General features: G+C 73.2%; 15 protein-coding genes and 2 pseudogenes. 7 read left to right on the top strand and 10 right to left on the bottom strand.

What is annotated here, in order from left to right:
* Window position 1: 1 nt before the first annotated feature.
* The 4 genes from ACWEJX_RS20290 to ACWEJX_RS20275 form a co-directional block, all read right to left on the bottom strand.
* A complete protein-coding gene (locus tag ACWEJX_RS20290) occupies window positions 2-2,170 on the bottom strand; it encodes an NHLP family bacteriocin export ABC transporter peptidase/permease/ATPase subunit (protein WP_451608832.1) in 2,169 nt (722 codons plus the stop codon).
* An 80-nt stretch (window positions 2,171-2,250) separates the two neighbouring features.
* Window positions 2,251-3,057, bottom strand: coding sequence for an HlyD family efflux transporter periplasmic adaptor subunit (locus ACWEJX_RS20285; protein WP_451608814.1), 807 nt, complete (start codon window positions 3,055-3,057; stop codon window positions 2,251-2,253).
* Between the two features lie 89 nt (window positions 3,058-3,146).
* Window positions 3,147-3,392, bottom strand: a complete 246-nt coding sequence (locus ACWEJX_RS20280; protein ID WP_451608813.1) for a hypothetical protein — start codon at window positions 3,390-3,392, stop codon at window positions 3,147-3,149.
* 360 nt (window positions 3,393-3,752) lie between these two features.
* Window positions 3,753-4,736, bottom strand: coding sequence for a LuxR family transcriptional regulator (locus tag ACWEJX_RS20275; protein WP_451608812.1), 984 nt, complete (start codon window positions 4,734-4,736; stop codon window positions 3,753-3,755).
* A 138-nt stretch (window positions 4,737-4,874) separates the two neighbouring features.
* On the opposite strand from ACWEJX_RS20275, the gene ACWEJX_RS20270 reads away from it, so the two are divergent.
* The 4 genes from ACWEJX_RS20270 (at window position 4,875) to ACWEJX_RS20255 (ending at window position 9,734) form a co-directional block, all read left to right on the top strand.
* Window positions 4,875-6,299, top strand: coding sequence for an aminopeptidase P family protein (locus tag ACWEJX_RS20270; RefSeq protein WP_451608811.1), 1,425 nt, complete (start codon window positions 4,875-4,877; stop codon window positions 6,297-6,299).
* 213 nt (window positions 6,300-6,512) lie between these two features.
* On the top strand, window positions 6,513-7,601 hold the full coding sequence (locus ACWEJX_RS20265) for a substrate-binding domain-containing protein (protein ID WP_451608810.1): 1,089 nt from the start codon (window positions 6,513-6,515) through the stop codon (window positions 7,599-7,601).
* A gap of 40 nt (window positions 7,602-7,641) precedes the next feature.
* Window positions 7,642-8,442 carry an ATP-binding cassette domain-containing protein gene (locus ACWEJX_RS20260; protein WP_451608809.1) on the top strand — a complete coding sequence of 267 codons (801 nt, stop codon included), beginning with the start codon at window positions 7,642-7,644 and terminating at the stop codon, window positions 8,440-8,442.
* On the top strand, window positions 8,439-9,734 hold the full coding sequence (locus tag ACWEJX_RS20255; RefSeq protein WP_451608808.1) for a sugar ABC transporter permease: 1,296 nt from the start codon (window positions 8,439-8,441) through the stop codon (window positions 9,732-9,734). Before ACWEJX_RS20260 ends, ACWEJX_RS20255 begins: the two co-directional genes overlap by 4 nt.
* Before the next feature lie 61 nt (window positions 9,735-9,795).
* On the opposite strand, the gene ACWEJX_RS20250 is transcribed toward ACWEJX_RS20255, so the two are convergent.
* On the bottom strand, window positions 9,796-10,998 hold the full coding sequence (locus ACWEJX_RS20250; RefSeq protein ID WP_451608807.1) for an alpha/beta hydrolase family protein: 1,203 nt from the start codon (window positions 10,996-10,998) through the stop codon (window positions 9,796-9,798).
* A 243-nt stretch (window positions 10,999-11,241) separates the two neighbouring features.
* Between ACWEJX_RS20250 and ACWEJX_RS20245 the strand changes: the two genes are divergently transcribed.
* On the top strand, window positions 11,242-11,838 hold the full coding sequence (locus tag ACWEJX_RS20245) for an isochorismatase family protein (RefSeq protein ID WP_451608806.1): 597 nt from the start codon (window positions 11,242-11,244) through the stop codon (window positions 11,836-11,838).
* Between the two features lie 97 nt (window positions 11,839-11,935).
* Complete coding sequence (locus tag ACWEJX_RS20240) at window positions 11,936-12,133, top strand: antitoxin (RefSeq protein ID WP_451608805.1); 198 nt, start codon at window positions 11,936-11,938, stop codon at window positions 12,131-12,133.
* Window positions 12,134-12,334: 201 nt separating this feature from the next.
* Here ACWEJX_RS20240 and ACWEJX_RS20235 read toward each other — a convergent pair.
* Both ACWEJX_RS20235 and ACWEJX_RS20230 read right to left on the bottom strand, forming a co-directional pair.
* Window positions 12,335-12,711 (bottom strand): annotated as a pseudogene (locus ACWEJX_RS20235) (amidohydrolase family protein); the annotation flags it as partial.
* A gap of 10 nt (window positions 12,712-12,721) precedes the next feature.
* Window positions 12,722-13,471 carry a GntR family transcriptional regulator gene (locus ACWEJX_RS20230; RefSeq protein ID WP_451608804.1) on the bottom strand — a complete coding sequence of 250 codons (750 nt, stop codon included), beginning with the start codon at window positions 13,469-13,471 and terminating at the stop codon, window positions 12,722-12,724.
* Window positions 13,472-13,619: 148 nt separating this feature from the next.
* On the opposite strand from ACWEJX_RS20230, the pseudogene ACWEJX_RS20225 reads away from it, so the two are divergent.
* Window positions 13,620-14,201 (top strand): annotated as a pseudogene (locus ACWEJX_RS20225) (DUF998 domain-containing protein); the annotation flags it as partial.
* Between the two features lie 310 nt (window positions 14,202-14,511).
* Here ACWEJX_RS20225 and ACWEJX_RS20220 read toward each other — a convergent pair.
* Genes ACWEJX_RS20220 through ACWEJX_RS20210 form a run of 3 tightly spaced genes read right to left on the bottom strand, consistent with a single transcriptional unit; the run spans window position 14,512 to window position 16,353 of the window.
* Window positions 14,512-15,138 (bottom strand): 4'-phosphopantetheinyl transferase family protein, encoded by a 627-nt coding sequence (locus tag ACWEJX_RS20220; protein ID WP_451608803.1) that lies wholly within the window; start codon window positions 15,136-15,138, stop codon window positions 14,512-14,514.
* Window positions 15,135-15,365 (bottom strand): acyl carrier protein, encoded by a 231-nt coding sequence (locus ACWEJX_RS20215; RefSeq protein WP_451608802.1) that lies wholly within the window; start codon window positions 15,363-15,365, stop codon window positions 15,135-15,137. Before ACWEJX_RS20215 ends, ACWEJX_RS20220 begins: the two co-directional genes overlap by 4 nt.
* A gap of 52 nt (window positions 15,366-15,417) precedes the next feature.
* Complete coding sequence (locus ACWEJX_RS20210) at window positions 15,418-16,353, bottom strand: hypothetical protein (RefSeq protein WP_451608801.1); 936 nt, start codon at window positions 16,351-16,353, stop codon at window positions 15,418-15,420.
* Window positions 16,354-16,601 lie beyond the last annotated feature (248 nt).

The raw sequence follows: 16,601 nt of genomic DNA, 5'->3' as shown, positions 1-16,601 counted from the left end.
GTCAGTGCTCCTTGACCAGTTCGGCGTACGGGCCGCCCGCGGCCACCAGCTGTTCGTGCCGCCCGCGTTCCACCACCGTGCCCCGGTCGAGGACCAGGATCTCGTCGCTGTCGCGCACGGTGCTGAGCCGGTGGGCGATGACCACGCAGGCGCAGCCGCGGCGGCGCAGGTTGTCGATGACGACGCGCTCGGTGTCCGCGTCGAGGGCGCTGGTCACCTCGTCGAGGACGAGCACGGCGGGGTCGCGGACGAGCGCCCGGGCGAGTTCGAGGCGCTGGCGCTGCCCGCCGGAGAAGTTGCGGCCGTCCTGCTCGACCCGGCTGTGGATGCCGCCGGGCCGCCGGGACACGTCGTCGAGGACTCCGGCGTCCGCTAGCGCGGCGACCACGGCCTCGTCGGGCACGGACGGGTCCCACAGCGCCACGTTGTCGCGGACGCTGCCCTCGAAGAGGAAGACGTCCTGGTCGACGAAGGCGACGGACGCGGCGAGCGTGCCGCGCGGGATGTCCTCCAGCCGCCGCCCGTCGATCCGGACCGTGCCCTCCCAGGGGGCGTACAGGCCCGCGATCAGCCGGGAGACGGTGGACTTGCCGCTGCCGGAGCCGCCGACGAGCGCGACCTGCTGCCCGGGGCCGACGGTGAGCGAGAAGTCGGTGAGCAGCGGCGCGTCCAGCGGGCTGTAGCCGAAGGTGACGCGGTCGAGCTCGACGTGGCCGGCGAGCCGTCGGCTGCCGTCGGCGGGCTCGGGCCGGGTGTGGACCGGGTCGACGGGGAAGTTCTCGACGTCCTTGAGCCGGGCCACGTCGGCGGCGAAGTCCTGGATCCGGCCGGCGACGCCGCCGAGCCGGGCGATCGGCGCGGTGAAGCCGGTCACCAGGGCCTGGAAGGCGACGAGCAGACCGACCGTCAGATGCCCCTCGACCGCCCGCAGTCCGCCGATCATCAGGATCAGCGCGCTGTTGAGCGCGGCGAGCGTGGGCGCGACGATCGCCAGCCACGCGCTCGGCACGCCGAGCCGCTGCTGCACGTCCAGGGTGACCGCGTGCTGACCGGACCAGCGGCGGAAGAAGCCGTCCTCGCCGCCCGTGGCCTTGATCGTCTCGATGAGCTGGAGACCGCCGTACGAGGTGTTGGTGAGCCGGGCGCTCTCGGCGCGCAGCTTGCGGGTTCCGGTGGCCCGGACGCGCACCGCGATCCGCAGCGCCACCACGTTCAGCAGGGCGACGCCGACGCCGACGACGGTGAGCTGGGGGTCGTACGTCCACAGCAGCACCGCGTAGAGCAGCACGACGACCGCGTCCACGCCCGCCGCCGACAGGTCGCGGGCCAGGGTCTCGGCGACCGAGTCGTTGGAGCGCAGCCGCTGCACCAGGTCGGCCGGGCCGCGCTGGGCGTAGAAGGCGACGGGAAGCCGCAGCAGATGGCGCAGGAAGCGGGCGCTGCCGAGCGTCGAGGAGACAATCCGGCCGCGCAGCAGATTGGCCTGTTGCAGGGCGGTGAGGGCGGCGGTGAGCACCAGCGCGGTGGTCATCGCCGCGAGCAGCACGCCGAGCAGCGACGACTGGCCGCCGATCAGGAACGTGTCGATGTACGTACGGCTCAGCGCCGGCACCCACGCGCCGACCGCCACGAGCAGCACGCTGGAGAGCACGGCCGCGGCCGTGGTGCCCGAGGTGCCGCGCAGCCGCGCGGGCAGCGCGCCGAGGAGGCCCGGCTTACGGCCGCCGCGCCGGAAGCCGGGGCCCGGCTCGAAGACGAGGACGATGCCGGTGAAGGCGGAGTCGAACTCCTCCATGGGCACGAACCGGCGGCCCTTCGCCGGGTCGTTGACGTACACGCCGGTACGGCCGAGGCGGCGGCTCATCCCGTCGTAGACGACGTAGTGGTTGAACTCCCAGAACAGCACGGCCGGGGCCGCGACCTCGGCGAGCGCCGCCAGGTCCATCTGCATGCCCCTGGCCGTCAGACCGTGACTGCGCGCCGCCTTCAGCAGGTTGCTCGCGCGCGAGCCGTCCCGGGAGACACCGCAGGCGATGCGCAGCTCCTCCAGCGGCACGTACTTCCCGTAGTGGCCGAGGACCATGGCGAGGGCCGCCGCGCCGCACTCCACCGCCTCCATCTGGAGCACGGTGGGGGTACGGACCGTGCGCGGGCGCCGGCCACGGGGCAGCGGACGGCGGCGGGGCGCCGGGCGGCGCCGGGCGTTCTTCCTGCGCGGGTTGGAGGCGGGGGAGACGGAGGAGGGCGGGTTCACGGGAGCAGCCAGTCGACGGGACGTTGCGAGGAGAGGTGGACCGAGCCGCTGACGGGCGTGCCCGACTCGACGGCGTACGGCGGGCCCTCGGCCGAGGACCAGGCGTATCCGGAGGCGGTGGCGGAGGAGCGGTCCAGGGCGACGAGCACGGCGACCGGGTTGCCCTGGCGGGTGAACGCGGCGGCGAGCCCGTCGTCGCCGAGGAAGCCGCCGATCTGCGCCTTCGTCTGCGGCGCGCGGCCCACCTCGGCGACCGTGCCGCGCAGCACGCCGTACTTGTCGCGGGCCACGGAGGTGACGGTGAGGTCCACGCGGGCCCCCTTGCGCAGCGCGGAGGTGTCGCCGCCGGGGACGTAGAGGACGGCGACGAGGGGATCGTGCGGGCCGGTGGCGCGTTCGACGGTCGCCACGTCGGCACCGGTGGGCACGACGGCGCCGGTGCGCGCGTAGAGCGCGGTCAGCCGTCCGGCGGCGAGCGCGCGCACCTTCTGGTCGCCCCGCTCGGTGCGGACGACGACGAGGGGCTGCCCGGCGGAGACGGTGGCGCCCTCGGCGACGAGGACCTCGGTCACCTGTCCGGCGACCGGACTCTGCAGCAGATAGCGGCCCTCGGCGTGGGCGAGGATCCCGGGCGCGGTCAGCTTGGACGTGACCGTGCCGGTGAACGCCCAGTACCCGGCGGCCGCCATCACGAGGACGGTGACCACGAGGACGAGTCGCCCCTGGGGGCGGGCGAAACGCACCGGGAGATCGAGTTCTTCGGGAGACTGCAGCTTGGAAAGCGCCTTTTGGCGAAATTGCATGGACTATTCCTTCGACTGCATTCCCGGCCGGTCCGTGGGGCGTGCGCCCCGGGGCCGGAAAAGCCCCGGGGCGCACGGCCGCGCATCGGTCAGAGACCCGCGACGCCGAGGCCGGCGTTCACGTGCACACCGGCGATGTTCTGGACCAGGCCCGGGACGCCGTTCACGAGACCCTCGGCGGCGGCGACGGTCTGCAGGCCGCCGACGGTGCCGAGGACGGTGTTGACGTCGCCGGTCACGGCGCCGACGAGACCGCCGTTGACGCTGATGAGACCGCCGGAGACGGCGTCGAGCTCGGCGTCGTCGATCACACGGGTCTCGATGTCGTTACGCATGGAAGCGCACCTTTCACTCAGTGGGGGGAATCCGAATTACCGCGGCGCCGCAGATCAAAGCATGCGAACGGCTGCCCGAGCCAATTCTGTTGACGTGTATTCAGCGTTCTTCGTGCAGCTCGCGCGACCTGCTGTGCGGCATGTTTCACGGAACGGCGACAGCTTCTCCGCAGGAACGGGTAACAGATTCCGTCCCACCCGCGCTCCGGCCGGACGAACCGGGGTGAAATCCGGCAACGGGCGCCCGGCCGTGTGCCGGACCCGGGGACGGTCGCGGAGGCGCGGTTCAAGTCACGTACACAATGTGCAGGTTCCCGGCAGGGCGCGGGGTCGGGGGCGGTCCGACCAGCCGCCCCCGCTTCACAACCAGCCGGCCCGCTGCGCCTGCAGCGCCAGCTGGAAGCGGTTGGCCGCGCCGAGCCGCGCCATCAGGATCTGCAGCCGGCGGAACAACGTCCGCCTGCTGACGCCGAGTTCGCGTGCGATGACCTCGTCGCCCGCGCCGCCCGCGAGCAGCCGGAGCAGCCGCCGGTCGGTGGGTTCGAGGCCGCCCGGGCGCGCGGCGTGGCCGTGCAGCGGCAGGGCGGCGTTCCAGGACTGCTCGAAGAGCGCCACGAGCGCGGAGAGCAGCCCGCACGGCTGCACCACCAGCATCGTGTTGACGACGTCCGCCTCCCGGATCGACAGCGACACCAGCGCGAACGCCTCGTCGATGATCAGCAGCTTCACCGGCACCGACGGCAGCACCCGGGCCTGCTCGCCCGCCTCCAGGCACGGTTCGATGACGTCCTTCAGATGCCCGGGGTGTTCGAGGGCCTCCCGCGCGTACACGACCCGCTGCCGCACCCCGCGCGCCAGCGTGGCCAGCGCGTCCTCCGTGGCCCCGGGCACGGGGACGTACGGCGGCGACTCGAACTGGCGGATCTGCTCGCGCGCGCTCGCCCACGCGCGCCGCATCCGCGGCCCTATCGCCTCCCCGGTGACGACCTCCACCAGGTCGTCGTTGTACGCGGCGAGCCGGTGCCGGCGGAACGACTCGAAGGCGCCGCCGACCGCGATCCGCGACTCCTCCAGCTCCGCCGCCCGGTGCCGGGCGAGCACCTCCAGGCCCGCCGCCGGCGGCACCGGCGCCACCAGCTCGCCGTCGCCGCCCGCGCTGCTGGCCAGGCCGGCGTCGACCAGCTCCCCGTACGCGGCGGCCAGCTCCGCCCCGGACAGACCGGCGGCCGAACCGACCGCGCCGAGCGGCGCGGGGGCCAGGTCGAGCAGCGTCAGATAGACCCGGCCCGCGGCCTCCCCGACACCCAGGAGCCGCAGCGCCTCGCGGAGCTTCGCATGCGTCATACCCGCATTATCCCGGCCCCGGCGGGCTCGGGATGGCCGATCAGTGCCACTGGCACTCCTTGGCCCCGGTCGCCCCCGCCCGGTACTACCGTCCAGGCAGCCGCCGGGCCCCCGGCGGCACCCACACCCACCGGACGAATGGGGAACGACGTGGCCAAGGGCCGGAAGAACGGGCTGTACAGCGGGATCTCCGAGGAACTGTCCGCGCTGATGCGCACCGGCTGGGCGGACACCGAGCGGCACGACCTCACCGCCGACGAGCAGGCCCCCTACGCGGCCGCCCGCCGCGAGGCGCTCTCCGCCCGCTTCCCGGGCGAGCGCCTGGTGATCCCCTCGGGCAACCTCAAGACCCGCTCCAACGACGATCCCTACCCGTTCCGGCCCCACTCGGCCTATGTGCACATGACCGGCGACCTCGCCCGCGACGGCGCGCTCGTCCTGGAGCCCCGCCCCGACGGCGGCCACGACGCGTACTGCTACCAGCTGCCGCGCGACGGCCGCGACACCGACGAGTTCTGGCTCGGCTACACCGCCGAGCTGTGGATGGGCCGCCGCCGCTCCCTCGCCGAGTCCGAGAAGGTCCTCGGCCTGCCCTGCCGCGACGTCCGCACCGCCGCCGCCGACCTGGCCGCCGTCACCGGCGTCCCCACCCGCGTCGTCCGCGGCGTCGACCCGGTCCTGGAGGCCGCCCTCACCACCGACGAGGAGCGCGACGACGAGCTCGAAGAGGCCCTGAGCGAGCTCCGGCTCGTCAAGGACGCCTGGGAGATCGGCGAGATGCGCAAGGCCGTCGACGCCACCGTGCGCGGCTTCACCGACGCCGTCGCCGAGCTGTCCCGCGCCGTCGCCACCTCCGAGCGCTGGATCGAGGGCACCTTCTTCCGTCGCGCCCGGGTGGAGGGCAACCACGTCGGCTACGGCACGATCTGCGCGGCCGGCCCGCACGCCACGATCATGCACTGGACCGACAACGACGGCCCGGTCCGCCCCGGCGAGCTGCTCCTCTTCGACGCCGGCGTCGAGGGCCGCACCCTCTACACCGCCGACGTCACCCGCACCCTCCCCATCAGCGGCACCTTCACGCCCGTGCAGCGCAAGGTGTACGACGCGGTGTACGAGGCCCAGGAGGCCGGCATGGCCTGTGTGAAGCCGGGCGCCGCCTACCGCGACTTCCACGAGGCCGCCCAGCGCGTCCTGACCGAGAAGCTCGTCGAGTGGGGCTTCATCGAGGGCCCCGCCGAGCGCGCCTACGAACTCGGCCTGCAGCGCCGCTTCACCATGGCCGGCACCGGCCACATGCTCGGCCTCGACGTCCACGACTGCGCCGAGGCCCGCAACGAGGAGTACGTGGACGGGCCGCTCGTGCCCGGCATGGTGCTCACCGTCGAGCCCGGCCTCTACTTCCAGGCCGACGACCTGACCGTGCCCGAGGAGTGGCGCGGCATCGGCGTCCGCATCGAGGACGACCTGCTCGTCACGGAGGACGGCCACGAGAACCTGTCGGCGGCCCTGCCCCGCACCTCCGACGAGGTCGAGGCGTGGATGGCCCGCGTCGCGGGCTGATCCCGCCTCCACGGCTTCGCGGCGTCGCGCTCCCGCCGGGCGCGGCGCCGCGAAACGGCGCGGGCGCGGTGCCGCGGAACGGCTGCGAATGGAAGGCGCCACGGGTTGGGGCTACTGTCGATACAGAGGCCATGAGTGCGCCGACGCTCCCGCGGCCCGCGGTTTCCGCAGCCCCGCGGTGGAGGAATCCAGGGCGCGCGGAAGGAGCCTGCCATGACCCGTACATTGCGAGCGGCGATCGCTCTCGCGGGAACCGCGCTTCTCTCGGTCGGCATGGTGACCGGGTGTTCGGCCGATTCCAAGCCCCAGGCCGCGAAGAGCAGCGACGTGAAGATCGGCCTGCTGCTCCCGGAGAGCAAGACCACCCGGTACGAGAAGTTCGACAAGCCCTACATCGAGCAGAAGATCCAGCAGCTGGCACCCGGCGCCACGGTCGACTACTACAACGCGGCCGAGAGCGCGACGACCCAGCAACAGCAGGTCAACACCGCGCTCGCCAAGGGCGACAAGGTGCTCATCCTGGACGCCGTGGACGCCAAGTCCATCCAGTCCTCCGTGGACAAGGCGCACGCCGCCGGCGTGAAGGTCGTCTCCTACGACCGCCTCGCCCAGGGACCGGTCGACTCCTACGTCTCGTACGACAACCACAAGGTCGGCGAGCTGCAGGGCAAGGCGCTGCTCGCCGCGCTCGGCTCCAAGGCCAAGTCCGGCGTGATCGTGATGCACAACGGCTCGCCGACCGACCCGAACGCGGCCGAGTTCAAGGCCGGAGCGCACTCCGTCCTCGACGGCAAGGTGACGATCGGCAAGGAGTACGACACCCCGAACTGGGACCCGAACAATGCCAACCAGCAGATGTCCGGTGCCATCGCGGCCCTCGGCAAGGGCAAGATCATCGGTGTCTACTCCGCCAACGACGGCCTGGCCGCCGGCATCTCCACCGCCCTCCAGGCGGCCGGACTGCACGTGCCGCTCACCGGACAGGACGCCCAACTCGACGCCATCCAGCGCATCCTGATCGGCACTCAGACCATCACGGTGATGAAGCCGTACAAGCCCGAGGCCGACATTGCCGCCACGATGGCCGTCGACTTCGCCCAGGGCAAGCCGCTCCCCAAGGACCTCGCCCCGCTCACCGTCACCAACGGCAGTGGCGACAAGGTCCCGGCCAACCTGCTGACCCCGATCGTCGTCCACAAGAACAACATCGGCGACACCGTCGTCAAGGGCGGCCTCTACACCGTCGACGAGATCTGCACGCCGACGTACCAGGCCGCGTGCAAGCAGGCCGGTCTGCAGTAACCGCCCGGGAACGGGCCTGGCAGGGTCGGAGGCGGTCGCTGTGCCGGAAGCACCTGTGCTGTCACTACGGGGAATCTCCAAACGGTTCGGCGCGGTCCAGGCCCTGTCGGGCTTCGACCTGGACGTGAGCGCCGGCGAGGTCGTCGCACTCGTCGGTGACAACGGCGCCGGGAAATCGACCGCCATCAAGGCGATCGCCGGGGTCAACCCGCCCGACGAGGGCGTCATCGAATGGCAGGGCCGGCGGGTCTCGATCAACCGGCCCCACGACGCCCAGAACCTCGGCATCGCGACCGTCTACCAGGACCTCGCGCTCTGCGACAACCTCGACGTCGTCGGCAATCTCTTCCTCGGACGGGAACTGCGCCGCTTCGGAGTGCTCGACGAGGTCCGCATGGAGCAGCGCTCCCGCGAACTGCTCCACACCCTGTCCATCCGCATCCCCAGCGTCCGCATCCCCGTGGCGTCGCTGTCCGGCGGCCAGCGGCAGACGGTGGCGATCGCCCGCTCCCTCATCGGCGATCCCAAGGTCGTCCTCCTCGACGAGCCCACCGCCGCCCTCGGTGTCGAGCAGACCGCCGAGGTCCTCGACCTCGTCGAACGGCTCCGTGGGCACGGCCTGGGGACCATTCTCATCAGCCACAACATGGTGGACGTGATGGCCGTCGCGGACCGGATCGCCGTGCTGCGACTGGGCCGCAACAACGGCTTCTTCGACAAACGCTCCACCACCACCGAAGAGATCATCTCCGCCATCACCGGGGCCACCGAGAGCGCCGTGACCCGGCGTCAGGCCCGCATGCGCGAGGAGCGGGAGGCGCGCGGGGAGGAGTTGCCATGAGCCGCGACCCGAACGCGGGCGGGAGCGACCGCCCCCAGGGCACCACGCCCCCGGCCCCCGCGCCCGACGCCGTACCCGCCGTCGACAGCCGGCTGATCGTCCGGGAGGAAGGCGTCCGCGGCTACCTCAACGAGTTCCGGCGCAAGCTGCGCAGCGGCGAACTCGGCTCGCTGCCCGTCGTCGTCGCCCTGATCATCATCTGGACGGTGTTCGGCAGCCTCAACAGCACCTTCCTGTCCGCGCAGAACCTCTCCGACCTGAGCCAGCAGATCGTCGGCACCGGGATGATCGCCGTCGGCATCGTCTTCGTGCTGCTGCTCGGCGAGATCGACCTGTCCGTCGGCTCGGTCAGCGGACTGTGCGCCGCCATCTTCGCCGTGCTCAACGTGCTCAACGGCATGAACCAGTGGCTGGCGCTGCTCGTCGCGATCGCGGGCGGCGCGGCCGTCGGTCTCATCCAGGGGTTCTTCTTCGCCAAAGTCGGGGTGCCCGCCTTCGTCGTCACCCTCGCGGGCAACCTGTTCTGGAACGGCCTCATGCTCCAGGTGCTCGGCGCCAACGGCACCGTCAACATCCCCTCCGACAGCGTCGTCGCCAAGCTCTACTCGACCATCTTCCACAGCGCGGCCACCGCCTACATCGTCGCGGGCGTCGGCGTCGGGCTCTTCCTGCTCGCCTCGCTCCTGGACGCCAAGCGCCGGCAGGCGGCCCGGGTGCCCTTCCGGCCGGTCGCCGAGATCGTGCTGCGTACGGTCGTCATCGCGGCCATCGCCTTCGTCACCGCGTACATCCTCAACCAGTACCAGGGGCTGCCGCTCGCCCTGCTGATCTTCCTGATCCTGCTCGTGGTGCTCGACTTCGTGCTGCGCCGCACCGGATACGGCCGGCAGATCTTCGCGGTCGGCGGCAACATCGAGGGCGCCCGCCGGGCCGGCATCAGCGTGCCCTTCGTCCGGATGAGCGTCTTCACCATCGCCGGCACCATGGCCGCGATCGGCGGCATCTTCCTGGCCGGCCAGATCCAGTCCGCGAGCCAGACGTCCGGCGGCGGCAACCTCCTGATGAACGTCATCGCCGCGGCCGTCATCGGCGGCACGAGCCTCTTCGGCGGCCGGGGCTCGGTGTGGTCCGCGCTGCTCGGCGCCCTGGTGATCGGCTCCATCCAGTCCGGCATGAACATCATGGGCGTCAGCAACGCCGTCCAGTTCATGATCACCGGAGCGGTGCTGCTCGCCGCGGTCGTCGTCGACTCGCTGTCGCGGCGCAGCCAGAAGGCGGCCGGACGCGCCTGAGCGGACGCGCCGGACCGGACGCGCCCGAGCAGCACTCGGGCGCGTCCGGACGCGTGTCTTCCTACGGGTTGTTGAAGTGGACCTCGGGGTGGAGCGGGCTCGGCCCGGTCAGCAGCGGCTGCGGCCGGCCGCGCAGCCGCTCGTCGAAGAAGGCCGCGAGATAGGCGCGGGTCACCGCGAGCGCCCGGTCGGCCGGAATGGTGGCGCCCTCGTCCGGCACGTCGAGGCCGCGCAGCAGCACCGGCGCGTCGGTGAAGGTGAAGTGGTTGGCGCCGGACACCGTCAGCCAGCGCTTGTAGCCGTCGAGCGCCTTCCAGGTGGTGTCCCAGCTGGTGTCGACGCCGCCCGGCCGGTGCATCTCGTCGTCGGTGCCCAGGAACATGAACGCCCGCCCGCCGAGACCGCCGGCCGGAAGGGTGTCCCAGAAGGCGCCGTCCATGTTCACCCCGGCGTCGATCCGCCGGTCCGCGATCATGGCGGTGGCGGCGGCCGCGCCGCCGATCGAGTGCCCGGCCATGCCGATCCGGGTCGGGTCGATGGTCCGCGCGTACGGCCAGGTGGCGACGGCCCGCGGCCCGGTCAGCCGGTCCAGGAGGAAGCGCACGTCCGCCGCCCGCACGGCCGTGACGTCGGCGCCCTTGATCTTCCCGTCGTGCATCTGCGTACAGGCCACGCAGGTCAGGGCCGGCCCGCCCGGCACGGACATGCCGGAGTTCTCGTAGGCGTGGTCGACGGACGCGACGACGTAGCCGCGCGAGGCGAGGTCGGTGGCGAGGCCCGTGAGCAGGAACCGGGGCACCCCGAAGCCGGGCGAGAGCACCACGAGCGGATGCCGGCCGGGCGCGGGCCGCACGTCCTTCGCGCTGTACGTGTTCAGGCCGGCCAGCGCGCGGACGTCGGCCGGATCGGTCTTCTCCACGCCTTCCAGGACCAGCCGGGCCTCCTCCTCCGTCGCGTACGGCACGGGCGCGCCGCCCCGCGCCGTACGGGCCGCCGGATAGTGGACGGTCACCATGAGCTCCCGCGCCTCCGCCGTGGGCACGTACGGGTCGCGCCGGGAGCGGTCGACGAGATGGAGGACGGAGGCGCCCACGCCGTACTTGCCGGTGGGAGCGGGCAGTTGGAGGGCGGCGGCCGGGCCGGCCTGAGGGGAGAGGGCGGCGGCCGGCGCGGGAGTGGCCGCGGCGGCGGGCAGGGCGGTGGCCGGTAACGCGACCGCGCAGGCGAGGAGGGCGGCAGCGGCCGCCCGGGTGAACTTGGACATGCCCAGGACGCTACGGCGCCCCGTCGGCGCCCCGCGTCCGACCACGGTCGGAGCCGAAGCCCACTGCGTCACCCCCCGGTCGGACGAGTTCCTCCCTCTCCCGGGCGGCGTCGCACCACCCTGCGGGTGAAGATCACCCACCGTGCCGTGTCGCACCGGCCGCCAGTCGGTTCACGTGGTGGATTTCGGCAGATTTCCATGATGTCCACGATTTCCAGGATTGCGACGGAGTAAGGAGGTCCGATGGCGGGCCGAGCGTTGATCGTCGTCGATGTGCAGAAGGAGTTCTGCGAGGGCGGCGACCTGCCGGTGAAGGGCGCCACGGAACTGGCGCGGGCACTCGCGGAGTTGGTCCGGGAGCAGGCGGGCGGGACGTACCGGCGGGTGGTGGCCACCCGGGACCACCACATCGATCCCGGCGGCCACTTCTCCGCCGAACCCGACTTCGAGGACTCGTTCCCCCCGCACTGTCTGGCCGGCAGCGAGGGCGCCGAGTTCCACCCCGACTTCGAGGAGGTCGTCGCCTCGGGCGCGGTCGACGAGGTGTTCTTCAAGGGCGCCTACTCCGCGTCGAAGAGCGGCTTCGAGGGGGAGAGCGGCGGCGGCGTCGGGCTCGCCGAGTGGCTGCGGGGGCGGGACGTCGACGCGGTGGACGTCGTCGGGATCGGCACCGACCACTGCGTGAAGGCGACAGCCCTGGGCGGCGTGCGGGCGGGCTTCGAGGTGCGGGTGCTGCTCGACCACACGGTGGGCGTCACCGCGGAGACCACCGAGCGGGCCATGGCGGAGCTGAAGGAGGAGGGCGTCGAACTGATCGGCACCCCCGTCGTCCTCGTCTGATCCGGAGCGGGGCCCTTCTCGGGCGCCTGCGGATGCGGCCCGTGGGCGGTTCCGGGATGCTGTACGGGACGAGGGGGGCCACCCGAGGAGGGCAGCGATGTCCGTGATGGACAAGCTCAAGCAGATGCTCAAGGGGCATGAGGACAAGGCGGGCCAGGGCGTCGACAAGGCCGGCGACGCCTTCGACGCGAGGACGCAGAGCAAGTACAGCGGCCAGGTCGACACCGCCCAGGACAAGCTCAAGGAGCAGCTGGGCGCCGACCAGAGGCCCCCGGAGGACCCGCCGCGCCAGTAGCGCCCCGAGGCGTGCGCCCCCGCCCCTGCCACGGGGCGGGGGCGTTCGCTCTTCGCCCTTGGTCGGGCGGGGAACTCGCCGTCGCGGGCCACGCCCACGCCGCCGTGCACCCCCGGGTCGCGCTGCGGCATGTCCGCCACGACCTGGGGCGAGGTGCTCACCCGCGCGAGAGGCTGAGAGCTCGGGCGTGGGGAGCCCGGATCAGAGCGCGATGCCGGCCCGCACCACGCGCACCGGGCGCGTCAGCACGGAGACGTCGGCCAGCGGGTCGCCGTCCAGGAGGATCGCGTCGCCCGCGAAGCCGCGCGCGAGCCGGCCCACCGTGGCTCCAGGCCGAGCAGCCGGGCGGCGCCGGTCGTCGCGGTGCGGATCGCGTCCAGTGCCGGCCGGCCCGCGGAGCGCATCAGCTCCACCTCGCGGCCGATCGGGTCGACGATCCCTCCGGAGGAGTCGGTGCCGGCGGCGAGCGGGACGCCGAGCTCGTACGCGGCGCGCACCGCCCGCTTCAGGATCGGCAGGAAGGTGCGGCCGCGCTCGGCCAGGACCGGGTCGGGGTCCTCGGCGAGACCGGCGAGGGCTGGACGCGGCTCAGCTCTCGTCGTCGTCCGGGCCGAAGAGCGTGCGCAGCGCGACCGCCCTGCTGTCGCGCACGTGCAGCAACGTGCCGGCCGCAGCCGCCTCCGCGTCGCCGGCCGCGATGTGCCGGTGCATCTCGGCGTGCTGGGCCCGCATGTGCTGGGGCTCCGCGCGGAGCCCGAACAGCAGCCGCAGCTGCCAGCTCAGCTGCTCCATCGTGCGCGCGAGGAGCGGGTTGTGCGCCATGGCCACGACCTGGTCGTGGAACGCCGTGTGCGCGGCCACCTCGCGCGGCCCCTCGTCCGCCGCCGCGGCCGACTCCGCCTGCTTCAACGCCGCCTCCAGCGCGGCGAGCCCGGCCGTGTCCCCGGCCGCCGCCGCCCGCGCCGCGAGCCGCGAGGCCTGGACCGCGAGCGGCTCCCACACCTCGTACAGATGCTCCACGTCGGCACGCTCCAGGCGCCGCACCCGCACCCCGCTGTGCGGGAGCAGTTCGAGCAGTCCCTCCGCGACCAGCGCGCGCAGCGCCTCGCGCACCGGGACGCGGGACATGTTCAGCTCCTCGGCGACCTCGCGCTCGACGAGCCGGGCCCCCTGCGCGTACCGCCGGTCGACGATCCGCTGCAGCACCTCCTCGCGCGCCCGCGCGCTGAGCGAGGCCGGACCGGCGGCCGTCGCCGGAGCCGGTACCGGCGTCGCCGCCTGCGGCTCCTCGGCGGCCGCGGCCGCCGGATCCGCACCGGCCCTCTTCTTCTGCGCCACTCGTCCGACCTCTTCCCGTCCCTCGCCGCCCGTGCCGGGCCCGAGAATACGTCGCCCCCGCGGCACCCGCGCACCGGCGGGCAAGCGCGTGCCCACGGCTCGCCGTGCCGTCACTGCATGTCGGAGATCATCGGATTAGGGTGGTTCGATGCGATCTGTTCCTCGCTGGGCTCTGATCTCGTCAGGGGCCGCTCCCGTGATCACGGTCGGCGGCTGGACGGCGGCGGGTGCGTTGGAGGGGCCCGCCTACAACCCCGTCACCCAGACGATCAGCGTGCTCACGGCGTACGGTGCCGCCGGTTTCTGGGTCATGACCAGTGCCCTCTTCGGCCTCGGTCTCTGTCATGTGGTCACCGCCTGGGGACTGCGCGCGGCGCGGCCCGCCGGCCGGCTCGCCCTCGCGGGCGGCGGCGCGGTCGCGCTGGTGATCGCGCTGCTCCCGCCCCCGCTCAGCGGAGGCTCCCTCCGGCACGGCTCCGCAGCCGCCGTCGGCTTCGCCCTCCTCGCGGTCTGGCCGATACTGGCCGCCGCCGGCAACAGCGCCGCGCCCTGGGGCCTGCGCCCCGTCCCGTCCGTCGCCGTCACCACGGTGATGACCATCGGCGCCGGCTGGTTCCTCCTGGAGACGGTCCGCCACGGCGCGGCCGGCGTCGCCGAACGCGCCGTGGTCTGCCTCCAGTCCGTGTGGCCGCTGGTCGTGGTCGCCTCCTGCCTGCTCTACCGGCAACGGGACGAGCGGCAAGGAGGCGAGGGACAGCCGGACGAGGGGCTGCAGGGCGAGGGGCGGCAGGACGAGGCGTGGTGGGGCGAGGGACAGCAGGACGAGCGGCAGCAGGACGAGCGACAACGGGGCGAGGAGTGGTGGGACGAGGGGCAACGGGGCGACGGGCAACGGGGCGACGGACAGTGGGGCGAGCGACAACGGGGTGAGGAGTGGTGGGGCGAGGCCGAGCGGCAACGGGACGAAGGTGAGCAGGACGAGCCGCAACGGGCCGAGGGGCGGTGGCAGGAGGGGCGGCGGGACGAGCAGGACGGGCCTCCTACAGCGAGTCCGCCCGGACCCAGGTGACCGGCGCGGTGCTCGCCACCGCGGTCACGGCCCCGCGCCGCGGGTCCGTCCGCTCCAGGAGGCGGGCCCCACCCTCGTGCCGCCCGGCCTTGAACAGGGCCTCGTGGCGCACCCACAGCCGGAGCAGCGCGAGGCCGGGGTCCGGTGCGCCGGCGGCCGCGCGGACGGCCGGCTCGGGCAGCAGCCGCCGGAGCACCGGGAGCGGGCCGGGGCGGCGGGTGCGGGGCTCGGTGTCGATGCCGACGGAGCCCGGGCTCGCGGCAGCCGCGGCCAGACCGTCGGCATGGCTCAGGCTGACGCCGAGGTCCGGGAGCCCGGGGAGGTACGGGCGGCCGTGGCCGTCCCGGCCGCACGCGGCGCAGTGCTGGGCGAGCGCCACCGCGCCGGGCGCCCGTCCGGTGACGCGGGCGGCGCACAGCCGGAGCAGCAGACGGGCCGCGAGGACGTCGGCGCGGCGCCCGGGCAGCCGGATCCGGGCCAGGCGCGCGCGTTCCCAGGGGGCGAGCAGGGCCTCGGTGAGCTCCGGCCTCGCCAGCACCTCGTCGGTGGTCGCCACCGCCGCCACCCCGGCCGCTCCGGCGGCGTCCGCTCCCGTCACCCGGCGGCGCTGAGGAAGCGTTCCTGTACGCGACCGAGCGTGCGGAAGTCGTCGATCGTGACCTCCTCCAGGTCGATGGAGCTGCCGGAGAGCTCCTCCAGGAGGTCGATGAACTCCAGGAAGTCCATGGAGTCGATGAGCCGGGCCTCGATGAGGTCCTCGTCGGCGTCGATCGGCCCGTCGAGGCCGGGGTTCTTCTCGTGGAGCCAGGCGGCGACACGGTCCATGGGGCGGTTCCCCTCCTTGTGGTGCGTGGAACTGTTCGGTACGTGAGACGGGTCAGGTCGCGGTCGTGGTCGTCGTCGCGGTCGTGGCCGTCGTGGCCGTCGTGGGGGGCCCGGTCGGGGTCGAGGCCGAGGCCGAGGTCGCGGCGCGCAGCCGGTCGAGTGCCTGCTCGGGGCCGCCGTGGGCGAGGACCATCGCGTGCACCCAGCGTTCGAGGCCGAAGGCGACGCAGGCGCTGTACGCGGGGCCGTGGGAGCCCGCGCGGATGTCGAGCCGCTCGCCGAAGAAGTTGCGGTGCCGGTTGACGGAGGCGATGGCGGTGCCGTCGGGGGCGCTGAACTCGTGCTTGACCGGGTCGAGCGCCATCAGCCGGGCCCGCGAGCCGCCCCGGTCGTAGAACGGGTCGTCGGCCGCCGCCCGGGTGAGCGCGAGACCGAGCCGCCCGGCCGCCTCCTCGACGAACTCGGCGCCGCGCGCGAGGTGGTCGAGCGCGCCCTGCTTGGTGCCGAGGTACAGGACCTCGCGCATGTGGAATCCCCACAGCCGGCGCAGCCCGTCGTAATGGGTCTCGTTGCGGAAGCAGCGGCCGGTCGCGGAGAGCCGCAGTCCGTCCTCGCCGACGTCCCGGCCCTCCAGGGAGAGCAGCAGTCCGTAGCAGGTGGCGGAGGGCAGCAGGTGTCCGGTCGGCTCCAGGGGCAGGCCGGCGGGCGGCGCGCCGGCCGCGAGACCGTCGAGCGCCTCGGGGGTGAACCGGCCGGCCGACACGCCGAGATGCGGGAAGTTGCGGAAGTAGTCGAGGCGGGCGAGCCCGGCCACGGAGAGCAGCGGCGGGCCGATCACCTCGGGCGCGGAGAGCCGCGCCGCGAGGCCGGTGAGCAGCTCGTCGAGCCCGCGCAGCAGCGCCGTACGGACCGGGTCGAGGGTGATCAGGCCCGCACCGGGGCTCTTCAGGCCGCCGTCGGGCAGGGCCGTGCTGCCGGATGTGCTCAAGGAATCCGTCCCCTCTCGGCATGCGCCGCGGTGGCGCGCTTCCCTGCGTTCGGGGGGACAGTAGGCCAGCTTCCCGGACATTGTCTAGACCAATCTGATGAACTCTGTCGGACACGCAACTGGCGCCGGGTGAAGGCGCCTTGGCGGCTCGACGTGGACGCGCCGCATATCGGGGGGTCACTTGACAGCGTGTATGGTCTACACCAATTGTGGCGGTCATCAGTGCGTCACCCGCTTGGAGGGACCCG

It is taken from the genome of Streptomyces sp. NPDC004788 (assembly GCF_053601115.1).
The sequence above is the reverse complement of the archived record's forward strand: the minus strand, read 5'-3'. Positions and strand labels throughout refer to the sequence as shown.

Excerpts from the sequence above, each read along its gene's own strand:
- ACWEJX_RS20285 (WP_451608814.1), bottom strand. The coding sequence starts at position 3,057 with ATGCAATTTCGCCAAAAGGCGCTTTCCAAGCTGCAGTCTCCCGAAGAA.
- ACWEJX_RS20280 (WP_451608813.1), bottom strand. The coding sequence starts at position 3,392 with ATGCGTAACGACATCGAGACCCGTGTGATCGACGACGCCGAGCTCGAC.
- ACWEJX_RS20275 (WP_451608812.1), bottom strand. The coding sequence starts at position 4,736 with ATGACGCATGCGAAGCTCCGCGAGGCGCTGCGGCTCCTGGGTGTCGGG.
- ACWEJX_RS20270 (WP_451608811.1), top strand. The coding sequence starts at position 4,875 with ATGGGGAACGACGTGGCCAAGGGCCGGAAGAACGGGCTGTACAGCGGG.
- ACWEJX_RS20265 (WP_451608810.1), top strand. The coding sequence starts at position 6,513 with ATGACCCGTACATTGCGAGCGGCGATCGCTCTCGCGGGAACCGCGCTT.
- ACWEJX_RS20255 (WP_451608808.1), top strand. The coding sequence starts at position 8,439 with ATGAGCCGCGACCCGAACGCGGGCGGGAGCGACCGCCCCCAGGGCACC.
- ACWEJX_RS20250 (WP_451608807.1), bottom strand. The coding sequence starts at position 10,998 with ATGTCCAAGTTCACCCGGGCGGCCGCTGCCGCCCTCCTCGCCTGCGCG.
- ACWEJX_RS20245 (WP_451608806.1), top strand. The coding sequence starts at position 11,242 with ATGGCGGGCCGAGCGTTGATCGTCGTCGATGTGCAGAAGGAGTTCTGC.
- ACWEJX_RS20240 (WP_451608805.1), top strand. The coding sequence starts at position 11,936 with ATGTCCGTGATGGACAAGCTCAAGCAGATGCTCAAGGGGCATGAGGAC.
- ACWEJX_RS20215 (WP_451608802.1), bottom strand. The coding sequence starts at position 15,365 with ATGGACCGTGTCGCCGCCTGGCTCCACGAGAAGAACCCCGGCCTCGAC.